The organism is Euzebya pacifica (assembly GCF_003344865.1).
GTDB lineage: Bacteria > Actinomycetota > Nitriliruptoria > Euzebyales > Euzebyaceae > Euzebya > Euzebya pacifica.
The window spans coordinates 2458660-2483803 of record NZ_CP031165.1 but is presented as its reverse complement, the minus strand read 5'-3'; the positions used below and the strand labels follow the sequence as shown (position 1 = coordinate 2483803).

Genomic DNA, 25144 nt, shown 5'->3' with positions numbered 1-25144 from the left:
CAAGGCACCTTCCGCGTGGAAGACTGCCGAACGGTCCCTGTCCCCGACTCCTCCCCCCCTCTCCCATGTCCCTCACCTCCTCCACTCCCGATCACGACTCGGCCGCGGTCGACCTGATGGCCCGCAACGCCGAGGCGCCCGCGCTGGACCCGGGGCTGGACGCCCCGCCACGGCTGGGCCTCGCCGTCCTGACCTGCATGGACGCCCGGATCGTCCCGAGCGAGGCGCTCGGATTCGGTGCCGGCGACGCGCACGTGGTCCGCAACGCCGGTGGGCGCGCCACCGACGATGCGGTCCGCTCGCTTGCGGTGTCCAGCAGGCTCCTCGGCGTCCGGCAGGTCGCGGTGATCCACCACACGAAGTGCGGGAACGCCGGGACCGACGAGGCGCTGGCGGCCAAGCTGCGCGAGACGGGCATGACCGAGGTGCCCGACGCGCTGTACGCCAACGGACCCGACGCACTGGCCGAGGACGTCGCCCGGCTGCGCACGCCCGGGCTGCTGGCCGACGGCACGACGGTCGAGGGCTACACCTACGACGTGACGACCGGACGGCTGATCCCGCTCGAGGACAGCTGATGCGTCATGGGCTGACCGTGGCCAACCACGGCGACAACGCCGACATCGGCTGGTTGGCCGACCTTGCCGTCGCCGCCGAGGAGTCCGGCTGGGACGGCGTGTTCGTCTGGGATCACATCGGCCGGACCGGTCAGCCCCCGATGGTCGACCCGTGGATCGCGCTGGCCGCCATCGCCGCCGTGACCGAACGCGTGCGGATCGGCCCGATGGTGACGCCCCTGGCCCGGCGCCGTCCGTGGAAGGTTGCACGCGAGGTCACGACCCTGGACCACCTGTCCGGCGGGCGGATGGTGCTGGGCGTCGGCCTCGGGGTGCATCCCGTGGAGTTCGACGCGCTGGGCGAGGAGGCCGATCCACGCGCCCGCGCCGCGATGCTGGAGGAGTCCCTCGAGCTGCTCCAGGCGTTCTGGGCTGGTCAGCCGGTGTCGTTCGCCGGGCAGCACTACACCGTCGACGGGGTGGTGCAGCAGCCCACGCCGCTGCAGGACCACGTGCCGATCTGGGTCGCCGGGGTGTGGCCCAACCGCAAGCCGATGCAGCGGGCCGCCCGGTTCGACGGCGCCTTCCCGATCACCGACGGCGGCATGACGCCCCAGGACTTCCGGGACGTCGCCGCTTTCGTCGCCGAGCACCGCGAGGACCCCACGACGATGGAGATGGTGCACGAGGGCACCTCGGCGGCCGGGGAGGACCTGTCGGCCCACGCCGATGCCGGGGTGACCTGGTGGCTGGAACGCTGCCGGCCGGAGGACCGTTCGCCGCAGGAGACGTGGGACCGGGTGCTCGCCGGTCCCTGGCAAGCCTGAGCCCGCTGGGTCACGGGCAGTCGTCGTAGCCGCTGCCGGGGTTGGGCTGATTGGGGATCGAGGGGTCGACGACCTCGACGTGGGTGTGCGGCCACGACGGCTCGGCGGTCCATTCGTCGACCTGTGAGGCGAACGGCAGGACGTGGCCGTGGTCGGCCAGGGGGGTCACCCCGGCCTCGACCCGGTCGCCGCTGGCCACCTGCAGGCCGACGACGTGCAGGACCTTGACCTCCCACGACGGCTGGGCGTCGGGGGCGATCACGGCGTACTCGTCGGTCAGGTCGCAGTACAGCGTGTAGGTGCCCGCCCGGATGACCGTCCCGGTGACCGGCGACCGGATCTCCCCCGCGGGGTCGACGACGACGTCGGCGGCGCTGCGCTCCCCGCTGAGCCGGTCGCGTGACTCCAGCACCAGTGGCGCGGCGGCGGTCTCGAGCACGTCGAGGTCGCGGGCACCCTCGTGGTTGGACTGGTGGAACCCGATCCGCTCCACGACGTCGGCCGGATGGTGCAGCACGATGCCCGCCACGCTCGCGAACGGCTGGAACCCCGTCACGAACGCCTCCCTCGGTTGCGGATCGACCGCCGGCGCGAAGGTCCCCGGCTGCTCCTCGGGTTCGACCGGCGGGGTGGGTGACGGGCTGGGCGTCGGCGTCGGCGTCGTCGTCGGCTCGGCAGCCGACGTGGGGGCGGCCGACGTGGAGGCCTCCGTCGGCGTCGGCTCGGCGGTGGCAATCGGCGCGATCGGGGCCTGACCCACCTCCTCGGGGGTTACGGCACGATCGTGGCTGCCGGCGAGGGCGACCACGGGTGCGGAGGGGGCACGGGCAGCCACCAGTGTCGACCCGACGACCAGCAGCGTGGCGACGGCGAGCGCCAGCCCCACCCGGACGCGGCCGCCCGTCCCGTCGCGCCAGCGTCCGCTCCCCTGCTGCGCCGCCGACCGTTCGCCCATCGACTCGACGGTAGCACCGGTCGTGACTGCGGACGGGCGGTGCCGGGTTCCTCACCGTCCGATGACGACCGTTGACCGGTAGGCGGGTCGGGCGGAGACTCAGCCGACAGCACAACACCTGACCAGAGGGGTCCCCGTGAAGGCCAGCGACCTGTTCCTGAAGTGCCTCGAGGCGGAAGGTGTGCGGTACATCTTCGGCGTGCCCGGCGAGGAGAACGCCGACGTGATGATCTCGTTGCTCGACAGCGACATCGAGTTCATCATCTGCCGTCACGAACAGGGCGCGGCGTTCATGGCCGACCTCTACGGGCGCATGACCGGGGAACCGGGCGTCTGCCTGGGCACCCTCGGGCCGGGCGCGACCAACCTGATGACCGGTGTGGCGAACGCCGACATGGACAACTCCCCCCTGGTGGTGATCACGGGGCAGGGGGCCACGACCCGGCTGCACAAGGACTCCCACCAGGCCATGGACGTCGTGCGGATGTTCGAACCCGTGACCAAGTGGAGCCAGACCATCTGGGACGCCGAGAACATCACCGAGGTCACGCGCAAGGCGTTCAAGATCGCCCGGGCCGAACACCCCGGTGCCACCCACATCGAGCTGCCCGAGGACGTGGCCAAGGTCGACATCGACGACGAGCCGATCATCCCCGGGATGAAGGTCCGCCGACCCGCTGCAGAGGAGAAAGCGGTCGCCCGGGCGATGGAGGTGCTGGCCGGCGCCGAGCGCCCGATCATCCTCGCCGGCCACGGCTGCATTCGGACGCGGGTGTCCACCCAGCTCAACCGCATGGTCGACGAGACGGGCATGTACGCGACGACCACGTTCATGGGCAAGGGTGCGATCTCCGACCGGCATCCCCAGTCGTTGTTCGCGGCTGGCCTGGGCGCGCGGGACCACGTGATCGATGCGTTCGAGGATGCCGACTGCGTGATCGCCGTCGGTTACGACTTCACCGAGTGGCACCCCGAGAAGTGGAACGTCGGCCCCCACAAGCAGATCATCCACATCGACTTCCAGCCGTCGGAGGTCGACGCGCACTACCGCCCGGAGGTGGAGGTGGTGGGTGACCTGGCCAACGCCCTGTGGCAGATGAACGAGGCCATCACCGACGACCACCGCGACATGGGCTGGGACCGGCTCGAGCGGATGCGGCGCACGCTGGAGTTCGAGATCCTGGAGGAGTTCTCCCTCGACGGCGGGTTCCCGGTCAAGCCGCAACGAGCCCTGCACGACATCCGGGCCGAGCTGGCCGACGACGACATCCTCATCTCCGACGTGGGGGCCCACAAGATGTGGACAGCCCGCCACTACCCCACCTACGAGCCCAACACCTGCATCATCTCCAACGGGTTCTGCTCGATGGGCATCGCCCTGCCGGGGGCCATCGGCGCCAAGCTGGTGCACCCCGACAAGAAGGTCGTCGGGCTGATGGGCGACGGCGGCTTCATGATGAACATCCAGGAGCTGGACACGGCCTTCCAGTACGAGGTCGCTCCCACCTACGTCGTGTGGGACGACAGCTCCTACGGCCTGATCGCCTGGAAGCAGGAGGCCCACTTCGGCCGGACCAGCCACACGACCATGCGCCACAACGACCTGGTCGCGGTCGCGAAGGGCTTCGGGGCCCACGCGGTCCGCATCGAGTCTGCCGACGAGTTCCGGCCGGCCCTCAAGGAGGCGTTCGCGATCACCGACCGCCCCTCGGTGATCGTGGTGCCGATCGACTACAGCGAGAACATGAAGCTGACCAAGCGCTTGGGGCAGCTGCTCCCCCACTGACGTCGACGGAACAACGCAACGGGCCCGGCGCGATGTGCGCCGGGCCCGTCGTGGTTGTGGGTGGCCTCCCCTAGGCGGGGCAGCCCTCCCCGTTCACGGCCGCCACGAAGTCGGTGACGACCGACGGGTTGACGGCAGCATCACCGCCGTAGACGTAGCCCTGCTCGAGGGAGTCGGCGTTGGCGCAGATGTAGTCCTGCACCACCGACGCCAGCTCGGTGCTGGGCGTCAGGGTGACCGGACCGCCGTTCAGCGCCGAGTGCACACCACCGGCGAGCGCGTCGGCGAAGTCGTCCCCGCGGGCCAGCCCGATGCGGGCGGGTCCGTCGAAGAACTCCTCGGCCACCATGACCGCGGTGGCCTCACGGCCGGATCCAACGATCGGTGTGGCGCCGGGGAACGCCGCGGCTGCGGGTCCACCGATGGCGTAGGTGGGGGTGTCGGGCCGGGCGGCCAGGTAGTCGGTGACGCCCGGGTGGGCGACGCCGTCGGGGGTGATGAGGACCAGGCCGTCCACCGAACCGGCCGCGGCGCCGGCCGACAGGGCGTCGGGGAACCGCTCACCGGAGGCGATGAGGACGACCTCCGGGTCACCGATCTCCTCGGCCACGGCCAAGCCCGTCTCGAAGCGAGTGGGTCCTGCCAGGCGATCCACCTCGTAGCCGGCGGCCGTCAGCGCGAGCTCGACGTCCTCGGACTGGGCAGCGGTGCCACCCATGAGGTACACGGTGCCGCCGTCGGGAAGCACACGGTCGATCTCGGCCATGGTCGCGGGGTGCATGGACTCCTGCTGGGTCAGCAGCAGGGGGCCGTTGCGCCGGACGGCCAGCGGGGTGGCGGACAGGGCGTCGAAGGGCACGTCGGCCCTCGTCAGCACGACCGCGTCGGCGCTGTCGTCCTCGGGGAAGGCCTCCATCGACACGGCGATCGCCGTCTCGATGCGGGTCTCGCCAGCGAGGACGATGCCCTCGGGTGCGGGGCCGGGTGGCGGTTCGACACCGGAGGCGACGAGCGTTGCCGTCGGGCTGGTCCCGACGTCGTAGGCGTCACCGTCGATGACGGTCACCTCCACCGTGGCGCCGTCGGTCGCGTCCTCGGCGAAGTCGACCGGGACCGACACGATGTCGGTGCCCGCAGGAATCGTGGCGGTGCCGGAAAGGGCCGTGTAGTCCTCTCCGGGGATCGCGGTGCCACCGACGCTGTAGGCAACGGTGAGGGCGCCGAGCGACGACCCACCGCTGTGGCTGAACACGAACGTGTCGTCGGCAGCGGCGACGCTGACGGCCGGGACACCACCCGGTGTCCCTCCGCCCCCGCCGCCGCCGGCGGAACGACCCGTGATGGTCACGGTGGCCGACGACGGGTCGCCGACCTCGTAGTCGGCGCCGGGCAGGAGGTCCATGACGACTGTCCTGGATGCGGTGGGTGTCGCCATCACGTCGACGTCGACGGTTGCAGTGGTCTCGCCCGCCTCGAGGACGACCGAGCCAGCCAGGGGCCGGTAGTCGGTACCGGGCGTGCCCGTGCCGGTCACCTCGTAGTCGACGACGATGTCGAACGCCGGGTCGTCACGGGTGATGGTGAACTCGCCGGGTGTGGTCGTGGTTGCGGGGGTGCCCGTCGCCTCGACCGTCACGGTGGTCGGTGCAGCAGCCCCGACGGTCACCGTGTCAGCGGTCAGCGCGTGCTGGGCCCCCGGGTTGTCGGTCACGTGGTCGACGATGTTGGTCAGGTGGGTGTCGGCCACACCGTCGTCGACGGTGGCCTCGTAGCTGATGGCCATCGGCACACCGGCACCGGGAACCAAGTCGAAGCAGATCACCGTGTCGGTGGTCAGGCCCGTGGCGGGGTCGGCGTCGAACAGGGCTCCGCCAGCGGTACCGCCGGCGTTCTCCCATCCGGTGGTGACCGGGTTGGTCAGCGAGTTGAGCTCGTCGAAGGTGACGAAGATCTCGTGGTTGCCCGGGCCGTCGACCGCGGTCCGCCACACCAGCACCTGCATGGTGATGGCTTCGGTGAAGTCCGGTCCTGCTGGGTCGTCGCCGAACCACGGCGGCAGGTGCCGGTAGTCCACGAGCAGGGCGCTGCCCGGACCGTCCTGGTTGAGGTTGGCGATGGAGACACCGGCGTCGTCTGCGGCGGGGTCGTACACGATTTCGTAGTCGTCCCACAGCATCGCCAGGAGGTTGTTCGGCAGGTCGGGATCCGGCAGGGACTGCGGGATCCACGCCTGTCCGCCGTAGTTGCTGGCCGAGTCGAAGACCAGGAACCCGTCATCGGTGAAGCCGAGGCTGGGGTAACCCTGACCGAGGAAGTCGATGGGGGCTCCGCCACCGACCGTCCAGACGCTCGTGTCTCCGGTGATTCCGGCATTCGGCATGATCGGCACGGTTCGAAGGTCGAAGTAACCACCCAGGGGCGACACACAGCTCGGGTCGGTCGCGCTGGTGGTGATGTCGTAGCTGCCGGACGCGCCGAGCGAACTCTCGACCGTCGGCGTCCAGGTGATCACGCCGTTGCGGTAGGACACGTCGTCGAAGGACATGTCCGGTCCGGTCAGGGAGTTGGGCACGTAGGTCATGCCGTCCGGGATCGTGTCGACGATCTCGTACTCCAGGTCCTCCGGCGTCAGGTTGGGCTGCACCTCGATGGTGTAGGTCACCGTGTCGCCCGGCGCTGCGGTCTCGACGTCGGCCGTCTTGGCGACGTCGTCCTCGATCCGGACGATCGTCACCGGGATCGAGCCGATGTTGTCGGGAGTCGTGGCCGAGGTCCCCAGGTCGATCACGCCGTGGAACCGGTCACCCGGGGCGGCGTCGTCGAGGTCCCAGAAGACGCGGACGTCGAACGGCTCCGCCAGCGGGTTGGTCTCGGGACCCTCCACGTGGGCGTTGCCGAGGTCCTCAGCGGGAACGACGGCGGTGTCGACCAAGGCCGGACCGACATCACCGTCCCAGTGCTGCACGAGCACCCACCAGCTGCCGGCCTCGGGGTTCTCGATGGCCACGGACTCCAGCGCCGTCCCGCTGGCGGAGAAGGCAACCTCTTCGTCGGCGTCGACGTCGAGCTCACCGTCGGCATCGAACCCGACGAACAGGTCGAGGTCCTGCGGGACGGACTCGACGATCTCGGCGAGCAGCCGGCGCGAGCCCTCCGCCACCTCGACCCAGATGACCTCGACCGTCCCGTCACCGATGTTGTCGTAGGGGTCGCCGTTGGTGGGGTCGGGGCTGAGGTCCATCTCGGTGGTGTCGGCCTCGACGAGGCCGGACACCGACCCGGTGAAGTCGGTGATCTCGAGGCCCTGCAGGCCCTCGACCAGCCACGAGCCGGCATCGCGCCGGGTGGTCAGCTCGACCGCGCCCGGAAGGATGCTGTCGGAGGGAACGACGGCCAACGGCATGGTGACCGCGGGGATGCTCGCGTCGCTCGGGGTCAGGGTGATGCGCGAGAAGTGGTTCTCGCCGGACACCGCGCCGCTGACGTCAGCGGTGACGGTGAGGGTCATGGTGTCGCCGGGCGACACGGTCGCCGGCGACAGGTCGACGTCGACCACGAGCCCGTCGTCGCTGACGGTGGAGGCGGTCCAGGTCACGCCGGTCGGCAGGCCGGTGCCGACCGGGACGTTGGCGGTCCGGGTCCACTCGCACATCGCGAGGCACTGGGAGTTGGCGAAGGAGGGGATGTTGATCGCCTTGGGGTCACCACCCTCGGCAGGGTTGGCGGCCTCATAGTTGGCGATGCTCTCGTCGAACAGCAGGCCGGCGTCGACCGCCTGGTCGACCTGGGCACGACCCGCGCCCTGCTCGTAGGGGTTGGCGACGTTGCCCTCGTGGGTCACGACCGTGGGGGTGGCGGTGGTCATCAGCGCGGACTGCACCTCGGCCGGCGTCCAGTCGGGCCGGACCTGACGGATCAGCGCGGACGCGCCGGCCACGTGCGGGCTGGACATCGAGGTGCCGGAGATGAAGCCGTGCACGACGTCGTTGTAGTTGACGGGGCTCTCCGCTGCGCCAGCGCCGAGCGCGGCGAGGATGTCGACACCGGGTGCGGTCACGTCGGGGACGATGACGTCGACGGCCTGGTTCGGGCCACGAGAGGAGAAGCTCGCGAGCACGTCGCCGTACTCGTCACCGATCTCGATCACCGTGCCGGAGATGGCTGCGGTGTGATCGGTCGCCCCGTTGTCCAGCCACGCCTTCAGGGCCTGGCCGTCGGCGTAGGAGATGAACAGGCCGGGCACCACGTACTCGTCACCCAGCAGCGAGCCACCGTTCAGCTCGTCGTTGATGAGCACGAAGCCGGAGCCGCCGGCGTCGGCGACCGCCTGGCTCTTGGACACGCGGCCGCTGACACCGCGGTCGCAGATGACGATGAGGCCGGTGAGGTCGGTTCCGGCATCCCAGCCGCCCTCGATGCACAGCTCGTTGCCGTAGTCCACGGCGTGCACGATCGGCAGCGAGCCGATGCCGGCGGCGGTCGCCTTGCCAGCGATGTCGGGGAGGTTCCCGTTGGAGCTGGTCAGGTTGGTCAGGGAGCTACCGTTGTGGCGGTTGTGGGTCGACGCGCCGACGGAGGTGATCCACGGGGCGTCGGCGGGCGAACCGGTGGTGGTCAGCAGCGGGCCGGCGTTGCCGTTGGACGTCACGACGCTGATGCCGGCGGCACGGGCGTTGAGGTAGCCCACGCTGTCGAAGTCGTCCCACAGCGCGGATGCCGACGAGGAACCGATGGAGTAGTTGATGACGTCGACACCATCGGCGATGGCCTGGTCGATCGAGGCCGTCAGGCCGCTGAGGCTGCAGCAACCGGTGTAGGCGATGATGTTGGCGTGCGGGGCGACACCGGCGATGGTGACCGGCGGAGTGGTCAGCCCGGAGGGGGTGTCGACGCTGATGTTGTTCAGCACGTTGCCGCCGGAGGTGGAGGCGGTGTGGGAGCCGTGCCCGTCGTAGTCGACGGCGTTGCCCGGCGCACCCGGGTCGAGGAACCCGTAGGCGCCGATCAGCTTGTCGTTGCAGACGAAGTCGGGGTCGTACTGCTCGGTGTTGGCCGGGTCGCAGACACCGAAGTAGTTGCCGGCCCCGAACGGGTTCTCGTGGTCGTAGCCGTCGTCACCGACGTCGGCGAAGGAGGGGTTGGCCGGGCTGATACCGGTGTCGATCGTCCCGATGACAATGCCCTCACCGCAGGCGCCGACGCAGGGCTCGTTGCCGGTCGGGTGGGGGGTCTCGCCCCACACGTCGTCGGCGCCGAACCAGGCGGGTCCGTTGTCGGTCTGCAGGATCCGTTCCTTGTCCAGGGAGATCCGCGCCACCTCGGGGTCCTGCGCGACACGGCGGGCCTCGTCGGGCGTCATGGTCGCGGCCAGACCGTTGACGGCGTACTGGTAGGTGTAGGCCACTTCCACGTCACGTCCCGCGGCGCGGTCCATCCGGTTGGCGAAGTCCTCCTGCGTCGCCTCGAGGTGCGCCTCGTACTCGCGCACCGCCTGGCTCTCCCGGTCCAGCTGGCTCTCGCCGTTGGTCGACGTGGCCGCCAGCCCGTCCTTCCCGCCCCGGTAGCTGGGCACCGCGGGGTCCTGCAGCTCGATCAGGTACACGCGCGGCTCGTCACCACGTCCGAGGTCCTCCACGGCCCCAGGACGCTCGTAGCTCTGGACGCTGTCGACGGCGGCCGGTGTGACCTCGGCGTCGTCCAGCGACGCTCGTGCCGAACCCCCCTCTGCGTTCGCCGGTGGGGCCAGCAGCCCCGCGAACGCCATTGCAACGATCAGGGCCGCGACCCCGATCCAGCGCGGAACGGTCAGAAAACGGGTCATACAAGCTCTCCCCTTGGCATGGAATACGGCGACTGCCAGTCCCGAACGGATCGGGGTCCACGAGGCGGCGGGCGGACGTGGAGTTGGGTGAACCTATACCTAACTCCGAATGACTGCGAGTCATTTGGTGCGGAACGCCGCTCGGAAGGGCTATCGGAGCAGCTGTACCTCACCGATCGAGGCCCGATGGCGGCCACCGTCGCTGGGCAGCGGCGGGACGATCCAGACCGTCACCCATCCCACGCCGTCGGCACCCTCCAGGGCCACCTCGACGTCACCGCCACCCTCGGCCGTACCGACGAGGGTGGTGTCCTCCAGCGACGACGGACGGTCGCCGGACACGCGGACCTCGGCCGTCACGCCGGGCGTGATCCCGAACAGCCGGACCGCGGACAGGTCGGTGGGTTCGGCCAGCTGCAGGGTCACGCCGACCCCGGACTTGAGGTTGCCGAACGACGCGGAGTTGTAGCCCTCGGTCTGCCACGCGGTGGAGGGGTCGCCGTCCAGCAGCAACGCCGCGTCCTCGTCGTGCTCGCCACCGTCGCCCTGCGGGTCGAACCCGCTCGCGCCCGCCACGGCGACCGGATCCCCGCTGGCTGCGCCGCCGGAGTCCTCGGTCTCGTCGCCTCCCGTCGCAGGGTCGTCACCGCCGGCCAGCCCGATGGCCAGCAGCCCGGCGACCGCCAGCAGCACGGCCGAGGCGACGATCGCGAGCACGGATCGGCCACCCCGACGGCGACCGGTGCTCGGCGCCGCGGATGCGGGCTGCGGGTCCGGGGCGTGGTGCGGGACGGGGGTGGCCGGCCGCTGTGGTGGGATCGGCTGGTCGGGTGCGGGCTGGAGCGACGGCATGGCCGCCGTCGCCTGGTGCGCGGCCGCCTCGTCGAGCGACGTCCTGAGCGCCTCCGCCATCGCCTCGGCGGTGGGAAAGCGTCCTGCCGGTTCCGGCGCCATCGACCGGGCGATCACGGCGTCGAGGCCCGGGGGCACGGACGGGTCACGGTCCGACGGTCGGATCTGCACGCCGATACGCGCACCAGCGATCTGTACCGGGGTGGTCCCGTCGAAGGCACGTTGGCCGGTCAGGCACTCGAACAGCACGCAGCCCAGCGCGTACTGATCGGCACGACCGTCGAGCGGCTCGCCGGTCGCCTGCTCGGGCGCCAGGTAGGCGGCGGTGCCGATGATCATGCCGGTGGAGGTCAGGTCGCGGTCGCCGTGCTCGACCTTGGCCACCCCGAAGTCAGTCAGCTTGGGGGTGCCGTCGCGGCCGTCCAGCAGGATGTTGCCGGGTTTGACGTCGCGGTGGACGAGCCCTGCGGCGTGGGCGTGCGCCAGCGCGTCGAGCACCGCGACCCCGAGGTCGACGACTTCCTGTGGGGCGAACCGTCCTCGCCGATCGATCGCGTCGGCCAGCGATTCGCCGTGCACGAGTTCCATGACATGGAAGGCCGTGCCGTCGGGTTCGAGCCCGGCGTCGAGCACGCTCACGATGCCGTGGTGCTGCAGCTTGGCGGTCATGCGACCCTCGCGCCGGAACCGCTCGGCGGCGTCGGAGTGCCCTCGCCAGTCCGGGAGGAGCAGCTTGACGGCGACCAACCGGTCCAGCTGCCGGTCCAGGCCCGTCCACACCTCAGCGGTGGCCCCGACGCCCAGGCGGTCACGCAGCTCGTAGCGGTCGGCGATGACCAGGCCGGCGGTGACCGGCTGGTGGAGGTGGGGGCCGCGTGGTTCCTGCCGGACGGGGGCTTCGGTGAGCGCGCGGGCAGGGTCGATCAGCGTCGGTTGACGCTGGTCGTCGCTGTCGGGCTCGGGGCTCGTCATGGTCAGGGCTCGTCGGGGTCACGGGGGGACTCGCGTGCAAGGGAGCAGTCGCGTGTGCCGTGGCCACGGACTGCCTCCGGCCCACACTGCCCCAACGCGACAGGCCACGAACCATATCGACCGACCGACGGTACCGGGGAGCAGGCGCACGGACAGTTCGGTGACAACATCCGCCAGCCGTTCCCTCGCCCCTCCCCCACTGGTAGAACCACAGCATGACCAAGGTGGCGCTGAGGGCAGGGTCGACGGAGGAGTTCCGCGAGTTGCGGTCGCCCTATGGGGGCGAGGTGATCGCGGAGGTCGAGCAGGCCGACGCGGCCCTGGTCGACCGCGTGCTGGCGCGGCAGACGGCGTTGTTCGCCGACCGTGCCCAGCGGCTGCCCCATCACGAACGGGCCGCGATCCTGCGTCGCGCGGCACGGCTGGCGGAGTCCAGGCTGGAGGACCTGGCCCTGCAGGTCGCACGCGAGGGTGGCAAGCCGTTGACCGACGCCAGGGCGGAGGTGGCCCGTGGGGTCAACGGGCTGGAGCTCGCCGCGGAAGAGGGCATCCGCATCGCGGGGCACGAGGTCCCCATGCGTGGCACCGCGGCCGCCGCGGGACGGCTGGCCTTCACCACACGCGAGCCCCGCGGGCTCGTGGCCGCCGTCAGCGCCTTCAACCACCCCTTCAACCTGGTCGTGCACCAGGTCGCACCGGCGGTGGCAGCGGGCTGCCCGGTGACGATCAAGCCGGCCAGCGCCACACCCCTGTCGTGCCACGCGCTGGTCGACCTGCTGCTGGAGGCCGGCTTGCCGGAGGACTGGGCGGTCGTCCTGCCGATGCCCGGCCGGGTGGCCGAGTCGCTGGTCACCGACCCACGCATCGCCTTCTTCAGCTTCATCGGTTCGGGCGAGGTCGGCTGGGGCCTGCGACGCAAGGTGGCCGACGGGGTGCGGTGCGCGATGGAGCACGGCGGGGCCGCACCGCTGATCGTCGACGAGGGCGCCGACCTCGAGGCGCTGGTGCCGAAGATCGTCAAGGGCGGCTACTACCACGCCGGCCAGGTGTGCGTCTCGGTCCAGCGGGTCTTCGCGCTGCGGTCCGTGGCCGACGAGCTGGTGGAGCGGGTTCGTGCCGAGGTCGCGGGACTCGTGACCGGTGACCCGACCGAGGCCGCCACCCAGGTCGGGCCGCTGATCGAGCAGGGCGAAGCCGATCGGGTCCACGAATGGGTCCAGGAGGCGGTGGCCGCGGGCGCCCGGCTGGTCGAGGGCGGTCAGCCGATGGACAACCAGTGCTACGCGCCGACCTTGCTGGTCGACGCGCCCGCCGACACCAAGGTGCGGACCATGGAGGTGTTCGGGCCGGTCATGAACATCTCGTCGGTGGACACCCTCGACGCGGCGATCGCGGCCGCCAACGACGTGCCGTTCAGCTTCCAGGCGTCGATCTGCACCGCCGACGTGAACCGCGCGATGTACGCCGCCACCCGCATCGACGCCAACGCCGTGATGATCAACGACCACACCGCGTTCCGGGTTGACTGGATGCCCTTCGGCGGGCGGAAGGTCTCGGGCCTGGGCCTGGGCGGCATCCCCCACACGCTGGAGGAGATGACGGCGGAGAAGCTGATCGTCCTGCCGGCTCCCTGAGTCAGCAGCGTCAGCAGCCGTCTGCCTGCGTCAGCAGCCGTCTGCCTGCGTCAGCAGCCCCCGCTGCCGGGGTTGCCGACGTTCTCGATGGAGGGATCGACGACCTCCACGTGCGTGTGGGGCCACGACGGTTCGGCGGTCATGTCGTCGACCTGTGAACGGAACGGGAAGCTCGTGGCGTGGTCAGCCAGCTGGGTCGAACCGGCCAGCACCCGCGAACCGACCTCGACGTGCAGGCCGCTGATGTGCAGCAGCTTGACCTCCCAGTCCGGCGCGGCGTCAGGGGAGATGACGACGAAGCTGTCGTCGTGGACGCAGTACAGCCGGTAGCCGCCGGCCCTGATGACCGTGCCGGTCACGGGGCTGAGGATGGGTTCGTCAGGCGGCACGACCACGTCGGCCGCAGACCGGGGCCCGCTCAGCCGGCCGCGTGACGGCATCTCGGTCCAGGGGACCGCGCTGTCCAGCGGTAGCTGGTCCCGGGCACCTTCGTGGTTGGACTGGTGCAGTCCCACGTGCTCGACGACCGCAGCCGGGTGGAGGAGGCGCAGCCGAGGCGTCTCGGCGAACGGCAGCTGGTGGGTCAGCCACACGGTCCGGCCGTCCGCGGCGACGGTCTGGCTCGGCTGGCTCGTGGGCGCCGACCAGCCGCGGTCCCATCCTGCGGACACGGGCTGGGCGACGACCAGCAGGACGAGGAGGGCGACGGCCGCCGTCCTGATCGGCCGTGCCAGCGCTGCCCGACGGTGGTTCATGTTCGGAGCCTACGACGCCGCCGACGGTACCGATGGTGCGTTGACGGGCAGGATGGTCCCCGTGTCGCCTCCTCCCCTGCCCCGTTCCGTTCTGGTGGGCGCATGGGCGGCGATCCTCGGTCCGATTGTCTACGTCACGACCTGGGCGGTCGCCGGGGCGCTGCGCGACGGCTACTCCCCGACCCGGGACGCCATCAGCGAGCTCGGCGAGTTGGGCGCCTCGACTGCGCCCGCGATGACCGCAGCCTTCGTGCTGTTCGGGTTGAGCGCCCTGCCGTTCGCCCGGGTGGCCGACCGGTTGCCCGGCGCAGGTCGCTTGCTGCAGGTCGCGATCGTCGTGACCGGTGTCGCAACCGCAGGGGCCGGGGTGTTCCCGTGCTCCGCCGGCTGCCCCGGGCCGGGATCGTCGTTCACCGACAACGGCCATTCCGTCGTGGCCACGGTGGGCTACATCGCGTTGATGGCCTGCCCGCTGCTCAGCGGGCGCGCCGCGATCCATGCGGGTGCCCGTCGGTACGGCTGGACGTCGGTGGCACTCGGTGCGGTCGGGGTCCTCGGCATGACCGCCTGGGTGCTCGGCTTGGCGGGGGATGCCTATGGCGGGCTGCTCCAGCGCGGCTTCAACACCGTCGCCGACGTCTGGTGGGTGCTGGCCGGGGTGGTGCTGCTGACGGGTTCCGCCTCGGTTCGGAATAGCTCGGCAGCCAAAGACGTTGAGCGCTCAACCACTTACTCAACCCACTCGGAACACCGATGACCCTCTCCATCCTTGCCCTGTCCGGCAGCCTGCGTTCGGCCTCGACCAACACCGCGGTGCTGCGGACCGCCATCGAGCTCGCTCCCGACGACGTCGACATCGTCCTCCACGACCTGCGTGATCTGCCGTTCTACGACGGCGACCTGGAGGACGCCGGCGTGCCCGAGTCCGTCGAGGCGCTGCGGACCGCGCTGGAGGACGCCGACGCCCTCCTCATCGCTACCCCGGAGTACAACTGGTCGGTCCCGGCGGTGCTGAAGAACGCCATCGACTGGGCGTCACGAGGACCCGACTCGCCGCTCGAACAGCTGCCGACCGCGGTGATCAGCGCTGCCGGCGGGAGCGGCGGCCGACGTGCGCAGGCCCACCTCCGTGAGGTGTTCGCCCACAACGACGTTGACCTGCTCGACCAGCAGGTCATGATCCCCCGGGCCCGCGCCCACATCGAGGACGGGCGCCTGGTCGGCGAGCCGCACCGCACCGAGGTGGAGTCGTTGATCGCGACCCTCGTCGACCACGCGACCCGCGTGGGTTCCCGTTCTGCTGCCTGACCAGCCCACTGCGTCAGCAGTCCCGCGGCTCTGCCAGCAGCTCGTGGTCGTGCAGCTGGTACCCGTCGTCGGTGGGGATCAGCGTGTCCTCGAGGATCCACACGGTGCACTCAGATGACGTGCTCCCGACGATCTGGCTCTCGGTGTCGTACTCGACGATGGCGAACAACCGGCCGTCGTCGCCTCGTTCCACCTCCTCCAGCGCGAGATAGGTGATGCGCGCCCCGTCCCACTCCTCGGCGAGGTCGTCGACCGTCGTGTCGCTGCGGAACGCCGGGGTGTACAGGTCGTGCAGGGCATCGAACGCCGCGCTGTTGATGGCTGCCGCCCACTCGCCGTACAGGACCTGCAACTCCGGGCCGTCGGGATCGTCGGTGACCAGCGTCACATCAGCAGCCTCGACGACCAGCGGGACCTCGATGAGCACCGACGTCTCGGGCTCGGAGCCGCCGACGGCGACCTCGTCGACTGCCGCTCCCCCGACGTCGCCTTCCGATGGAGGGGGAGGCGGTGGTGGCGGGGGTGGGTCGTCGGGCACGAACCACCAGATGGCGGCCGCGCTGAGCAGCATGCCGAGCACGACGCCGCCGCCCACCAGCGCGGCACGTGCGCGCCGGCGGCCGCGCCGTCGGGGGGACGCAGTCGCGTGGTCATCCCCCACCCCGGCAGCCGTTCCCCGGGGCAACGCAACGGGTTCTGCGGCAGCCGGCGAGGCGGGGACCGGCGGCGCATCCGGCCCGGCGGACACTCCGGGAAACGACGTCACGATCGTCGGCGCGGACCGGTCGGGGCCCAGCTCGGCCCGCAGCGTCGGGGCCACCGGATCGACGGGGAACGGCGCCGTCGAGGGCGTCAGGCCGAGCGACTCCTGGGCGCGCTGCAGGGCATCGGCCATCTCGGCCGCGTCCCGGTACCGCGCCTCGGGCTGCTTCTCCAGCGCCGTGTCGAGGATGTCGACCACGACCGACGGGATGTCCTCCTCCCGCAGGTCGGGCTGCGGCTCCTCGACGGTGCGGCTGAGCGCCGGCAGCAACCCGGCGTCATCGGCCCGACGGAACGGCGATCGGCCGGCGAGCAGCGTGTACAGGGTGCAGCCCAGCGAGAAGATGTCGCTGGCCACCGACGGCTGGCCACCGCTGATGATCTCGGGTGCGGTGAACCCCGCGGACAGGGCCTGCCCGCTGACCGACGCCTCGTGGTCGACCAGTCGCGCCACCCCGAAGTCGGTCAGCAGCGGTTCGCCGTAGTCGCTGAGCAGCACGTTGCCGGGTTTGAGGTCGCGGTGGAGGATCCCACGGGAATGGGCGGTGGCAACCGCGGAGGCCAGCTTGACGCCCAGGTCCAGCACCCGCTCGACGGGCATCGGCCCCTCCCCCGCGTCACGTCGGCGAACCAGGTCGCCCTGCAACGAACCGGACTCCAGCAGCTCCATCACCAGGTAGGGCAGCCCGTCGGTGGTGTGGCCGGCGTCGAGGATGGTGACGATGTGCGGGTGCCCGCGGAGGGCCCCCATGGCCTGGCTCTCCCGCTCGAACCGCAGCAGCGTGTCGGCGTCGGTGTCGGCGACGTTGATGACCTTGATGGCCACCCGGCCGGCCACCGCCCCCTGCTCGGCCGCCCACACCGAAGCGAATCCGCCACGCCCGACCAGTCCCGTCACGGTGTAGCCCTCGATCACGGGGGCCCCGGCCAGCGGCGAGATGTCGGGAGAGTCGTCCGGTCCGGCCACGGCCTGAGCGTACCGGCCCGGACCGTCGTGGAGGGGGCGGTGCGACGGGTCCGTCGGCAACTCGTCACCACCGCTGGACCTACGACGAATGTCGCATGAACGGCGGTCGGTTGGGGCATGGTCGAGCGCATGTCTGCCGATGTCGCCGCGCGCCTGTATGACCTGCTCATCGACGACGACGCCACGGGCAGCGACGACGTCGAGCCGGAGGTGGCCGAGGCGGCGCCCGGCAACACCCTGCGCATCGTGTCCGCGCTGACGCTGCAGAAGATCGGCGACCGCATCGCCGACCCGAAGTCGGTGCTGTCGTGGCTGCTCGTGACCGTCGGGGCCCCTGCCGGGCTGACGGGGCTGCTCGTGCCGATCCGCGAGTCAGGGTCCCTGCTGCCGCAGGCCGCGATGCTGCCGCGGATCCGTCGCGTCGAACGTCGTTCGCGTGTGTGGGTCGCCGGTGCCGTCGGGCAGGCGCTGGCCGTCGCGGCGATCGCTGCCACCGCAGTCGGCCTGCGTGGGATCGCTGCCGGGGTCGCCGTCCTCGCCGCGTTGGCGGCCTTCGCCGTCAGCCGGGCCATGTCGTCGATCGCCTACAAGGACGTGCTGGGTCGGACGATCCCGAAGGGACAGCGCGGTCAGGTGTCGGGTCTGGCCTCGGTCACCTCCGGAGTGGTGACGATCGCCCTCGGCCTGGGACTGCGCCTGGTCGGGCAGGACTCCGGAGCAGCGGTGCTCGGCGGACTGCTCGCCGCAGGAGCGGTGATGTGGGCCATCGCCGCGGTGGTCTTCGCGACCGTGCGGGAACCCACGGATGTGGAGTCCTCCTCCTCTGACGACCGCGAGGACGTGTCGACGCTCGCGACCCTGCGGCACGACGCGCCGTTCCGCCGGTTCGTGACGGCCCGGGCGTTGTTGCTCGTGTCGGCGTTGTCTCCGCCGTTCGTGGTGGCGCTGTCCAACGAGGAGGGCGAGGCGGCGCTGGCCCAGCTCGGGTTGTTCGTCGTCGCGCAGGGGTTGGCGTCCATGCTGGGCGGGCGCATGTGGGGCCGATTCGCGGACCGTTCCAGCCGTCGGACGATGATGGCCGCGGCCGGGGCGGCCTCTGCGGTGGTCGTGGCCTTCCTGGTCGTCGGTGCCGGCGTCGATGCTGCTTGGTTGTTCCCCGCCGCCTACTTCCTGCTGGCCCTCGCGCACGAGGGCGCACGGCTGGGACGCAAGACCTATGTGACCGACATGGCGGAGGGCGACCAGCGGACCACCTACGTGGCGGCGTCCAACACCGCCATGGGCGTGGTGCTGCTCGGGGCCGGTGCGATCAGCAGCGGGTTGGCCCTGGCGGGCCCGCGATTGGCGCTGGCGTTCCTGGCTGCAGCCGGTCTGGCCGGCGTCCTCGTGGGCCGGTCCCTCCCCGAGGTGTCCGGTGCCCCCGACAGCTGACGACACGGCGCTGAACTCCTCGGAACGATCCGGGGCTGATGTACCTCCAACACGGGTACCGGGGACCAGAGGGGTCCCCTGCCAACCCACGAGGAGCATTCAACCGTGTTCGCCCGCCGCCTGCCGCTCGCCGGCCTCTTCCTTGTCCTCCTGCTGCTGACCGCCGCCTGCGCCGACAGCGCAGGATCCGCCGACGACGAAACCTCCGCCGCCGACGATCCGGGCAGCAGCGTGTCCTCCCCGCCCGACGCCGGGTCCCCCGACGCCGGAGCGGGCATCTGCTCGCCGGAGGTGACCGAGGGCTGCGACGACGTCCCGGTCGACCCCGACGCCGAGGACTGCCCGCCCGAGGGCTGCACCGCGTGGCAGGAAACGGCGATCGTCGACACCGAGGGCACGCCCCGGGCACGGGGGTTCGAGTCCGTCGAGTCCGACGGTGACACCCTGGTCGTCCGGTGGTGGTCGGGCGTCGAGCCCTGCACCGCCCTGGCCGAGGTGAAGGTGGAGGAGACCGACACCGCCGTCACCGTCACCCTGTTCGAGGCCAGCGTCCACCCCGACGACGCCAATGTCGCCTGCATCGAGATCGCCCAGGCCAAGCAGCACACCATCACCCTGGACGCACCGCTCGGTGACCGCGAGGTCATCGACGGCGGCGCCGGACAGTAGGCCCGCGCCTACGGGCCGACGGGAGGTGGCCGTGTCTTCCCCTGGACACCTCCCGTCGAACCCGGACGAGCTCAGTCCCTGGAGCCGCCCGCACGATCCATGCGGCCGGCCACGGCGCGGAACACCGGCGGGGCCACGTGGCGCAGGGTCACCAGCGGGGCGTACCAACGGGGCACCGTCTTCTCGCTCTTGCCCGACCGGATGACCTCCTCGACGGCTTCGGCGACCATCTCCGGCTGGCCCACGAAGCGGCCGATCGGGCTCCGCTTGACCTGCGTCTGCGGGAAGCCCTCCGTCTCGATGAAGCCGGGGTTCAGCGAGCAGACCGAGATGCCACGGGACGCCCAGGCATACGACAGCGACTCGCTGAGCCCGACGACGCCGAACTTGCTGGCGGCGTAGGCCGCCGGACCGATGCCGACCTTGCCCGCCACCGAGGCGATGTTGACGACCCTCGCCGGGGCGCTGGACTCCAGCAGGTCGGCGAAGGCCAGCATGCAGCGGATGACGCCCTGCAGGTTGATGTCGATGGTGCGAAGGGCGTCGTCGAGATCGCCTCGGGACGTCAGCGCCCCACCGCCGACACCGGCGTTGTTGACCAGCACGTGGCACGCGCCGTACTCCTCGGTCACCCACGCCACCAGCGCGTCGACCGAATCGGTGTCGGCCACGTCGGCGACCCGTGGGACGATCCCGGCGTGTGCGGCGGCCAGTGCCTCGAGGCGTTCCTCCCGACGGGCGACCGCCACCACGGTCATGCCGAGGCCGGCCAGGCGAATGGCGGTCGCCTCGCCGAGTCCGGAGGAGGCTCCGGTGACGACGGCGATCTTGCCGGTGAAGTCGTAGCTCATGCCTCCACGCTACGCAGGTCGAGGGGGTGCGGACGAACCGGCTGCGGTGGCGGTCAGCTGGCTGCGATCGCTCGGGCCACGGCCGGCCAGGCGTCGACCACGGCAGGGACGGTCGGCCGCCAGCCCGTGGCCTCCACGAAGCGGTGGCTGGACACCCGCTGGGACCTGGCGATGAACGCCATGACGGGCACCATCGCGGCGGCCCTGGGCAACATCCTGACCCGGTGGCCGACGACGGCCTCGAGCGCAGCGAGGTGTTCGGCACGCGTGGCCGGCCGTTCTTCGCAGACGTTGTAGGTGCCGGCGGGGGCGTCGAGTGCGGCCACCACGCCCGCGGCCGCATCGCCCACGTCGACCATGCTCTGGTAGGCGTCGGGTCGGCCGACGAGGGGAACCCGTCCCTTGGCGGCGCCGTCCAGCAACGCCTGGGTCATGGGCGACTCGGGCTGCACGAACTGGCCGAACCGCAGGACGACACCGTTGCCGCCCGCAGCGGTGAACCGCGCCGCGCTGTCCTCGGCGTCGACCATGGCGGCGTTCAGGGACAGCGGTTCGAGCGCGGCGTCCTCGGTGATCCAGTCCGCTCCGTGGTCGGCGTAGGAGAAGCAGATGGACTCCTGCACGAAGCGGGTGGCACCGCCGGCCAGCGCCGCGTCGACAAGGATGCGCGACCCGTCCCGACGGAGCCGTTCGTTCTCGACCCAGCCCTTCCTGGTGGCGGCCGATCCGCCGGTGGGGATCCTCGTGGCGAGGTTCATCACCACCTCGTGCCCGGCGACGGCCGAGGTGACGGCGGTGTCGTCGAACAGGTCGAGCCGGGCAGGGGTTGCACCCAGCCGGTCCAGCAACGCCGCGCTCCGGTCGGTGCGGGCGATGCCCGTGACGTCGTGACCTGCGGCGGTCAGCCGCGTGACGGCCAGCCGACCCAGACCGCCCGTGGCGCCTGCGATGAACACCTTCATGTCGTTGTCCTCCCTGTGGCAGGTGGTGTGGTCACCACATCCGACGGGTGAGGCCGCGGGGTTGTGACAGATTCGCTCTGTCGTTGTGCTGCGGGTGGGTCGTCGACGGCGGTCGGCTGACCGGCCGGGACTGACATGGCTCAGGCAGGGTCCGGTGGCTGCGTCTCGGTGACCGCCTGATCGTCCCGGCGGATGAAGGACAGCTTGCCGTCGGCTTCGAGGACCCCGAATCGCACCTGCTCCACCGTGGCGATGCCGGCGTTGCGGGCTTCGTCCAGGACGTCTTCCTCGGTCAACCGGTGCAGGTCGAGCATCCTGTCGTCGAACCTGCCGTCCACGATCACGATGGCCGGTGTGGACTCCAGCAGCCGCCCAACTCGGGCGCTGCGAAACCCGAGGTAGCTCAGCAGCGTGGCCCACAGCATCATCGTCGTCACGGCCAGCGCTGCCCCGGTCAGCGACATGTCCTCCTGCGTCACGCCCTGCTGGATCAGGTCCCCCATGACGACGAGGACGATCAGCTCGAAGGGCGTCATCTCCGCGAGCTCTCGCTTGCCGGCCGCTCGCAGCAACGTCCACAGCAGCCAGAACACCACGGTGGCCCGGATGACGATCTCCATCAGGGACTCACCCACGTTCGGTAGGTGACCTCGACCGGTGGTTCGTCGCCGACCCGGACGGTGGTGCGGCCGTCCCGCCCCCAACGCGCGTCGGGCTGTGTGCGGACGTCGAGGGAGACCACGAGCTGGTCCCTCCCGAAGGTGTCGAATCGCCAGATCAGGTGGTCCTCGTCCTGGTCGGATTCCACCGGGGAGGGCTCGATCCCGTTGACGTCGAACAGCGCGAACCAGCGGGGGTCGGAGTCGACCTCCACGACACCGGGCAGCGGTGTGCCGTCGGTGGTCGTGATCAGCAGCTGCCACGAGGCCGGGAGGCCACCGCGAGTGACCGCAGGATGCTCGACCTCCACGCGGAGACCATGGGCCTCGCTCGTGGTGGTGCCCTGTCGGTACCCGAACACGCCCATCAGGCCCAACGCGACGAACACCGTGAAGCATCCGAGCACGATCCGGCGGACCAGCCGTCCACGAGCGGCCTCGTCGTGGGACTGCGTGGTGTCCGGATCCGCGGTCGGCGTCACCGTGTTCAGGACCTCTGGTGTCGCTGGAGACATCGGCGCATCCTATGTGCCGCCGACGTCGAGCGGGTCACCACCGACGCCGTGCTCGGCCAGCCAGCCGTCAAGGGGCTGGTCTGCGGGCAGGTCACCGGCGGCGGCCAACCGATGGAGGAACCCCACCGGGTCGTCGAGGTCGTCGGCGTTGCCACCGAGCAGCGCCACGATGCCCGCCACCCCAGCAGGGTCGTAGCGGCGCCCCCAGGCGGTCACGTCACCGTCAGCGCCGGTCCGTTCGTTGCGGATCTCCAGGCCCTCGAAACCACCGTTCGCGGTTGTCCGGAACTGGCGGCCGTCGTCGAGTTGCTGGGCGAACAGGATGGTCGAGTCGGTCATCGGCGGGACCGTACCCGCCGAGCACAGGTGTCGACCGTGACCCGGCGGGGCATCACTCTCCCGCCCCGTCCAACCATCTCTCTCCCCAGGAAGGTACTGATGCTCGCCACGATCCTGCGCACCGTTGGTTCGGCCGCCTTCGGCCTTGCTGACAACGCCGAACAGATCTCGCGCCGGATGCGCACGACCGCCGACCGCATGGCCACGACCTCCCGTCAGCGGTGAGGCCGCCGCGCGCGGGCGCTTGTCGCCGGTGAGTGACGGGAACGGGCCGCCGGTCACCGCCGACGGTCACCACATCGTCGTCAACGGCCGTCGCTGGCGGGCTACCGACCCCTCGATTCCCGAGACGCTTCGGCAGGAGCTGGTCAATGAGCTGATGGCCGCACGGCGGGCCATCAGGGATGCCGATGGCGAGGAAGCGGTGCAGAACGCTCGCGATCGGGTTCAGGACACCAAGGTCGCGCTGGGCGAACGTGGCCGACCCTGGTGGGACCCGGTCACCGACGAGTCACTCGCCGCGCGGTCGGCGTCAGCAGCGGTGGCGCTCCTTCGCAGCCGGGACCCCGCGTCGTCCATCTGCCCGAGCGATGTCGCCCGGATCGTGGGCGGCGAGCGGTGGCGCGACCACATGGCCGCGGTCCGGTCGCACCTGTGGGCGATGGTCGACGACGGCCTCCTCCGGGCCACGCAGGGCGACGACGACCTGACGACCCGCAGCGGCGTGAAGGGACCCATCCGGCTGCGTCGTGGCCCTCGGTTCTGAGGAGTCCCGATCCCCTCACCGGGACGGCCGGATCCTCGGTCAGTCCTGTGCCCGGGCGATGGCCTGTCCCAGCTCGATCTTGGTCATCGACGACCGTCCGTCGATGCCGAGCGCCTTGGCACGTTCATAGAGTTCGTCCCGGGTGTGCCCGCGTACGTCAACCCCTCCTGCGGTCTCACCGCGGGTGTCAGGGCCACCCCGTGCGGCGCGCTCGTCCGACGGACCCTTCTCGTCCTTCGGTTCCCAGTGGTCGCCCACCTTCTCGAACGAGTGCTTGAGCGCCCCGTAGGCGACACGATGCGCCTGCTCCTCGCTGTCGTACTGCTCGTGGGCGCTGTCCAACGTCTTGCGGTAGGTCCGCTGCGCCTTGGCGGGCGAGCGTTCGATTGTCCCCGGCAGGTCTTCCTCGTCGGTCGGCATTGTGGATGCTCCTCTCGGGTGCGGGACGTTGGGTGCTGGAGGGGTCTACCCGGATGGGGCACCGACGATGCACCTGTCTCGACGCCGGCCCCACCTGACCCCGTGGGCCCGCCGGGACGTGTCCGTGCGGTAGAACGACTCCATGAGCGATCCCCGTCACCACCCCCGAGGATCCCGTCGGATCGGTGACCTGGCCGGGCTGCTGGCCGACGCAGCCGTGCGAGGCGTGGACCTGAACGCTGCGGTCGCAGAGGTTGACCTGGACGGCCATCTCGCACGGGTCGACGTCAACGCCCTGCTGGACCGGGTGGACGTCGACCGCCTGCTGGACCACGTCGACGTCAACCTGCTGCTGGACCGGGTGGACGTCAACCGCCTGCTGGACCGGGTGGACGCCGATCGCCTGCTGGACCGGGTGGACGCCGACCGCCTGCTCGAGCGGGTCGACGTACAGGCCCTCGTCCAGCGGGCCGGGATCGCCGACGTGGTGGCGGAGTCCACCGGGCGAGTGGCAGGCACGGCGATTGACGGCGTGCGCCGTCAGGTCGTGGCGGTGGACCTGGTGCTGATGCGGCTGCTGTACCGGCTGACCGGCCGGTCACACGACCGAATGCCGGCGGGCCCCGCCGCGCTGGTCAGCGGCACCGACGACCCCGTCCTGCGCCTCGACGAGGTCGGCGTCCCCGCGGAGATGGCTGGTCGCTATGCCGGACTCCTGTCGAGACTGCTCGCCGTCGGCGCCGACCTGACCCTGTCGACCGGCCTCTACACCGCCTTCACCGCGGCGGTCGGCTGGGTCCTCAACGGCGTGCTCGGGCTGGACATCGGCGGGGGCGGGACACCCGGGGCGCTGTGGTTCGCCGGGCTGCTCGGCTGGATGGCCACCTACTGGGTGTCAACGCTGACGGTTGGCGGTCGCACGGCGGGGATGGGCTTGGTCGGCATCCGGCTGCTGCGCCGCGACGGTGAACCGCTGGGGCTCGGACGGGTGGTGGCCTGGACCGCTGTGCTTCCGCTGTCGCTGGTGTTCCTCGGCGGCTTCGCCGTGATGCTGCTCGGCCCCCACCGTCGGACGCTCCACGACCGGGCGGCCGGCGCGGCGGTGGTCTACGACTGGGGCCGCCGCGGTGCGGCCGGCGACACGCCACTTGCCCGCTGGCTGGCCGACACCGACCGTCGGCTGGAGTCGCCCCACCGCTGACCGGTCTCGAGCCCAGGGCAAATGTGTGCCATGCCACACCTGAAACGGCAATGTGTGGTCGAGCACACCTTTTCGGCACAGTGTAAAGTGGAGCACACATCCCCCCCGGAATGTGTGGTGGCCCACACAACGGAG

At 70.9% G+C, this 25144-nt stretch carries 22 protein-coding genes; 11 read left to right on the top strand and 11 right to left on the bottom strand.

All coding sequences use genetic code 11. The features are described 5' to 3' along the window. The first annotated feature begins 65 nt into the window (after nucleotides 1–65). On the top strand, nucleotides 66–578 hold the full coding sequence (locus DVS28_RS10485; protein WP_114591400.1) for a beta-class carbonic anhydrase: 513 nt from the start codon (nucleotides 66–68) through the stop codon (nucleotides 576–578). Next, entirely contained in the window at nucleotides 578–1384 is an 807-nt protein-coding gene (locus DVS28_RS10480) for an LLM class flavin-dependent oxidoreductase (protein ID WP_114591399.1), read from the top strand. The genes DVS28_RS10485 and DVS28_RS10480 overlap by 1 nt, the downstream gene beginning before the upstream one ends. A 10-nt stretch (nucleotides 1385–1394) precedes the next feature. Here DVS28_RS10480 and DVS28_RS10475 read toward each other — a convergent pair whose 3' ends face one another. Further along, a complete protein-coding gene (locus DVS28_RS10475) occupies nucleotides 1395–2339 on the bottom strand; it encodes a hypothetical protein (RefSeq protein WP_114591398.1) in 945 nt (314 codons plus the stop codon). A gap of 136 nt (nucleotides 2340–2475) precedes the next feature. Between DVS28_RS10475 and DVS28_RS10470 the strand changes: the two genes are divergently transcribed. After that, nucleotides 2476–4125, top strand: coding sequence for an acetolactate synthase large subunit (locus DVS28_RS10470; RefSeq protein WP_114591397.1), 1650 nt, complete (start codon nucleotides 2476–2478; stop codon nucleotides 4123–4125). A gap of 70 nt (nucleotides 4126–4195) precedes the next feature. Here the strand turns inward: DVS28_RS10470 and DVS28_RS10465 are convergent, their stop codons facing one another. Together DVS28_RS10465 and DVS28_RS10460 are read right to left on the bottom strand one after the other, a co-directional pair. Continuing rightward, nucleotides 4196–9946, bottom strand: coding sequence for a S8 family serine peptidase (locus DVS28_RS10465; protein WP_114591396.1), 5751 nt, complete (start codon nucleotides 9944–9946; stop codon nucleotides 4196–4198). A gap of 150 nt (nucleotides 9947–10096) precedes the next feature. Beyond that, entirely contained in the window at nucleotides 10097–11770 is a 1674-nt protein-coding gene (locus tag DVS28_RS10460; RefSeq protein ID WP_114591395.1) for a protein kinase domain-containing protein, read from the bottom strand. Nucleotides 11771–11985: 215 nt separating this feature from the next. On the opposite strand from DVS28_RS10460, the gene DVS28_RS10455 reads away from it, so the two are divergent. Next, nucleotides 11986–13404: an aldehyde dehydrogenase family protein gene (locus tag DVS28_RS10455; protein ID WP_114591394.1), complete on the top strand. Its 1419-nt coding sequence runs from the start codon at nucleotides 11986–11988 to the stop codon at nucleotides 13402–13404. 50 nt (nucleotides 13405–13454) lie between these two features. On the opposite strand, the gene DVS28_RS28335 is transcribed toward DVS28_RS10455, so the two are convergent. Beyond that, nucleotides 13455–14159, bottom strand: a complete 705-nt coding sequence (locus tag DVS28_RS28335; RefSeq protein ID WP_164710369.1) for a M23 family metallopeptidase — start codon at nucleotides 14157–14159, stop codon at nucleotides 13455–13457. Between DVS28_RS28335 and DVS28_RS28330 the strand changes: the two genes are divergently transcribed. Together DVS28_RS28330 and DVS28_RS10440 are read left to right on the top strand one after the other, a co-directional pair. Beyond that, entirely contained in the window at nucleotides 14158–14916 is a 759-nt protein-coding gene (locus DVS28_RS28330) for a DUF998 domain-containing protein (protein WP_216826540.1), read from the top strand. The genes DVS28_RS28335 and DVS28_RS28330 overlap by 2 nt on opposite strands. Next, nucleotides 14913–15467, top strand: coding sequence for an NADPH-dependent FMN reductase (locus DVS28_RS10440; RefSeq protein ID WP_114591391.1), 555 nt, complete (start codon nucleotides 14913–14915; stop codon nucleotides 15465–15467). The genes DVS28_RS28330 and DVS28_RS10440 overlap by 4 nt, the downstream gene beginning before the upstream one ends. Before the next feature lie 13 nt (nucleotides 15468–15480). Here the strand turns inward: DVS28_RS10440 and DVS28_RS10435 are convergent, their stop codons facing one another. Continuing rightward, the gene (locus DVS28_RS10435; protein ID WP_164710367.1) at nucleotides 15481–17196 is read right to left on the bottom strand and encodes a serine/threonine-protein kinase; all 1716 of its coding nucleotides are present in this window, start codon (nucleotides 17194–17196) and stop codon (nucleotides 15481–15483) included. Between the two features lie 129 nt (nucleotides 17197–17325). On the opposite strand from DVS28_RS10435, the gene DVS28_RS28325 reads away from it, so the two are divergent. Continuing rightward, nucleotides 17326–18627, top strand: coding sequence for an MFS transporter (locus tag DVS28_RS28325; RefSeq protein WP_164710366.1), 1302 nt, complete (start codon nucleotides 17326–17328; stop codon nucleotides 18625–18627). A gap of 105 nt (nucleotides 18628–18732) precedes the next feature. Then, nucleotides 18733–19296: a hypothetical protein gene (locus tag DVS28_RS10430; protein ID WP_114591389.1), complete on the top strand. Its 564-nt coding sequence runs from the start codon at nucleotides 18733–18735 to the stop codon at nucleotides 19294–19296. 71 nt (nucleotides 19297–19367) lie between these two features. On the opposite strand, the gene DVS28_RS10425 is transcribed toward DVS28_RS10430, so the two are convergent. From DVS28_RS10425 to DVS28_RS10405, 5 genes are all read right to left on the bottom strand, one after another. Further along, the gene (locus DVS28_RS10425; protein WP_114591388.1) at nucleotides 19368–20147 is read right to left on the bottom strand and encodes an SDR family NAD(P)-dependent oxidoreductase; all 780 of its coding nucleotides are present in this window, start codon (nucleotides 20145–20147) and stop codon (nucleotides 19368–19370) included. A 53-nt stretch (nucleotides 20148–20200) separates the two neighbouring features. Further along, nucleotides 20201–21109: an NAD-dependent epimerase/dehydratase family protein gene (locus DVS28_RS10420; RefSeq protein ID WP_114591387.1), complete on the bottom strand. Its 909-nt coding sequence runs from the start codon at nucleotides 21107–21109 to the stop codon at nucleotides 20201–20203. A 140-nt stretch (nucleotides 21110–21249) separates the two neighbouring features. Further along, nucleotides 21250–21729, bottom strand: coding sequence for a DUF421 domain-containing protein (locus tag DVS28_RS10415; protein WP_114594114.1), 480 nt, complete (start codon nucleotides 21727–21729; stop codon nucleotides 21250–21252). Then, the gene (locus DVS28_RS10410; protein ID WP_114591386.1) at nucleotides 21729–22283 is read right to left on the bottom strand and encodes a hypothetical protein; all 555 of its coding nucleotides are present in this window, start codon (nucleotides 22281–22283) and stop codon (nucleotides 21729–21731) included. The genes DVS28_RS10415 and DVS28_RS10410 overlap by 1 nt, the downstream gene beginning before the upstream one ends. 9 nt (nucleotides 22284–22292) lie before the next feature. After that, nucleotides 22293–22622 (bottom strand): hypothetical protein, encoded by a 330-nt coding sequence (locus DVS28_RS10405; protein ID WP_114591385.1) that lies wholly within the window; start codon nucleotides 22620–22622, stop codon nucleotides 22293–22295. A gap of 99 nt (nucleotides 22623–22721) precedes the next feature. Between DVS28_RS10405 and DVS28_RS29945 the strand changes: the two genes are divergently transcribed. Together DVS28_RS29945 and DVS28_RS10400 are read left to right on the top strand one after the other, a co-directional pair. Then, nucleotides 22722–22847 (top strand): hypothetical protein, encoded by a 126-nt coding sequence (locus DVS28_RS29945; RefSeq protein WP_281273541.1) that lies wholly within the window; start codon nucleotides 22722–22724, stop codon nucleotides 22845–22847. A 28-nt stretch (nucleotides 22848–22875) separates the two neighbouring features. Continuing rightward, complete coding sequence (locus tag DVS28_RS10400) at nucleotides 22876–23388, top strand: DUF3253 domain-containing protein (RefSeq protein ID WP_216826539.1); 513 nt, start codon at nucleotides 22876–22878, stop codon at nucleotides 23386–23388. Nucleotides 23389–23427: 39 nt separating this feature from the next. On the opposite strand, the gene DVS28_RS10395 is transcribed toward DVS28_RS10400, so the two are convergent. Beyond that, nucleotides 23428–23808: a ChaB family protein gene (locus DVS28_RS10395; RefSeq protein ID WP_114591383.1), complete on the bottom strand. Its 381-nt coding sequence runs from the start codon at nucleotides 23806–23808 to the stop codon at nucleotides 23428–23430. A 142-nt stretch (nucleotides 23809–23950) separates the two neighbouring features. Between DVS28_RS10395 and DVS28_RS10390 the strand changes: the two genes are divergently transcribed. Further along, nucleotides 23951–25009, top strand: coding sequence for an RDD family protein (locus DVS28_RS10390; protein WP_114591382.1), 1059 nt, complete (start codon nucleotides 23951–23953; stop codon nucleotides 25007–25009). The last annotated feature ends 135 nt before the right edge of the window (nucleotides 25010–25144 follow it).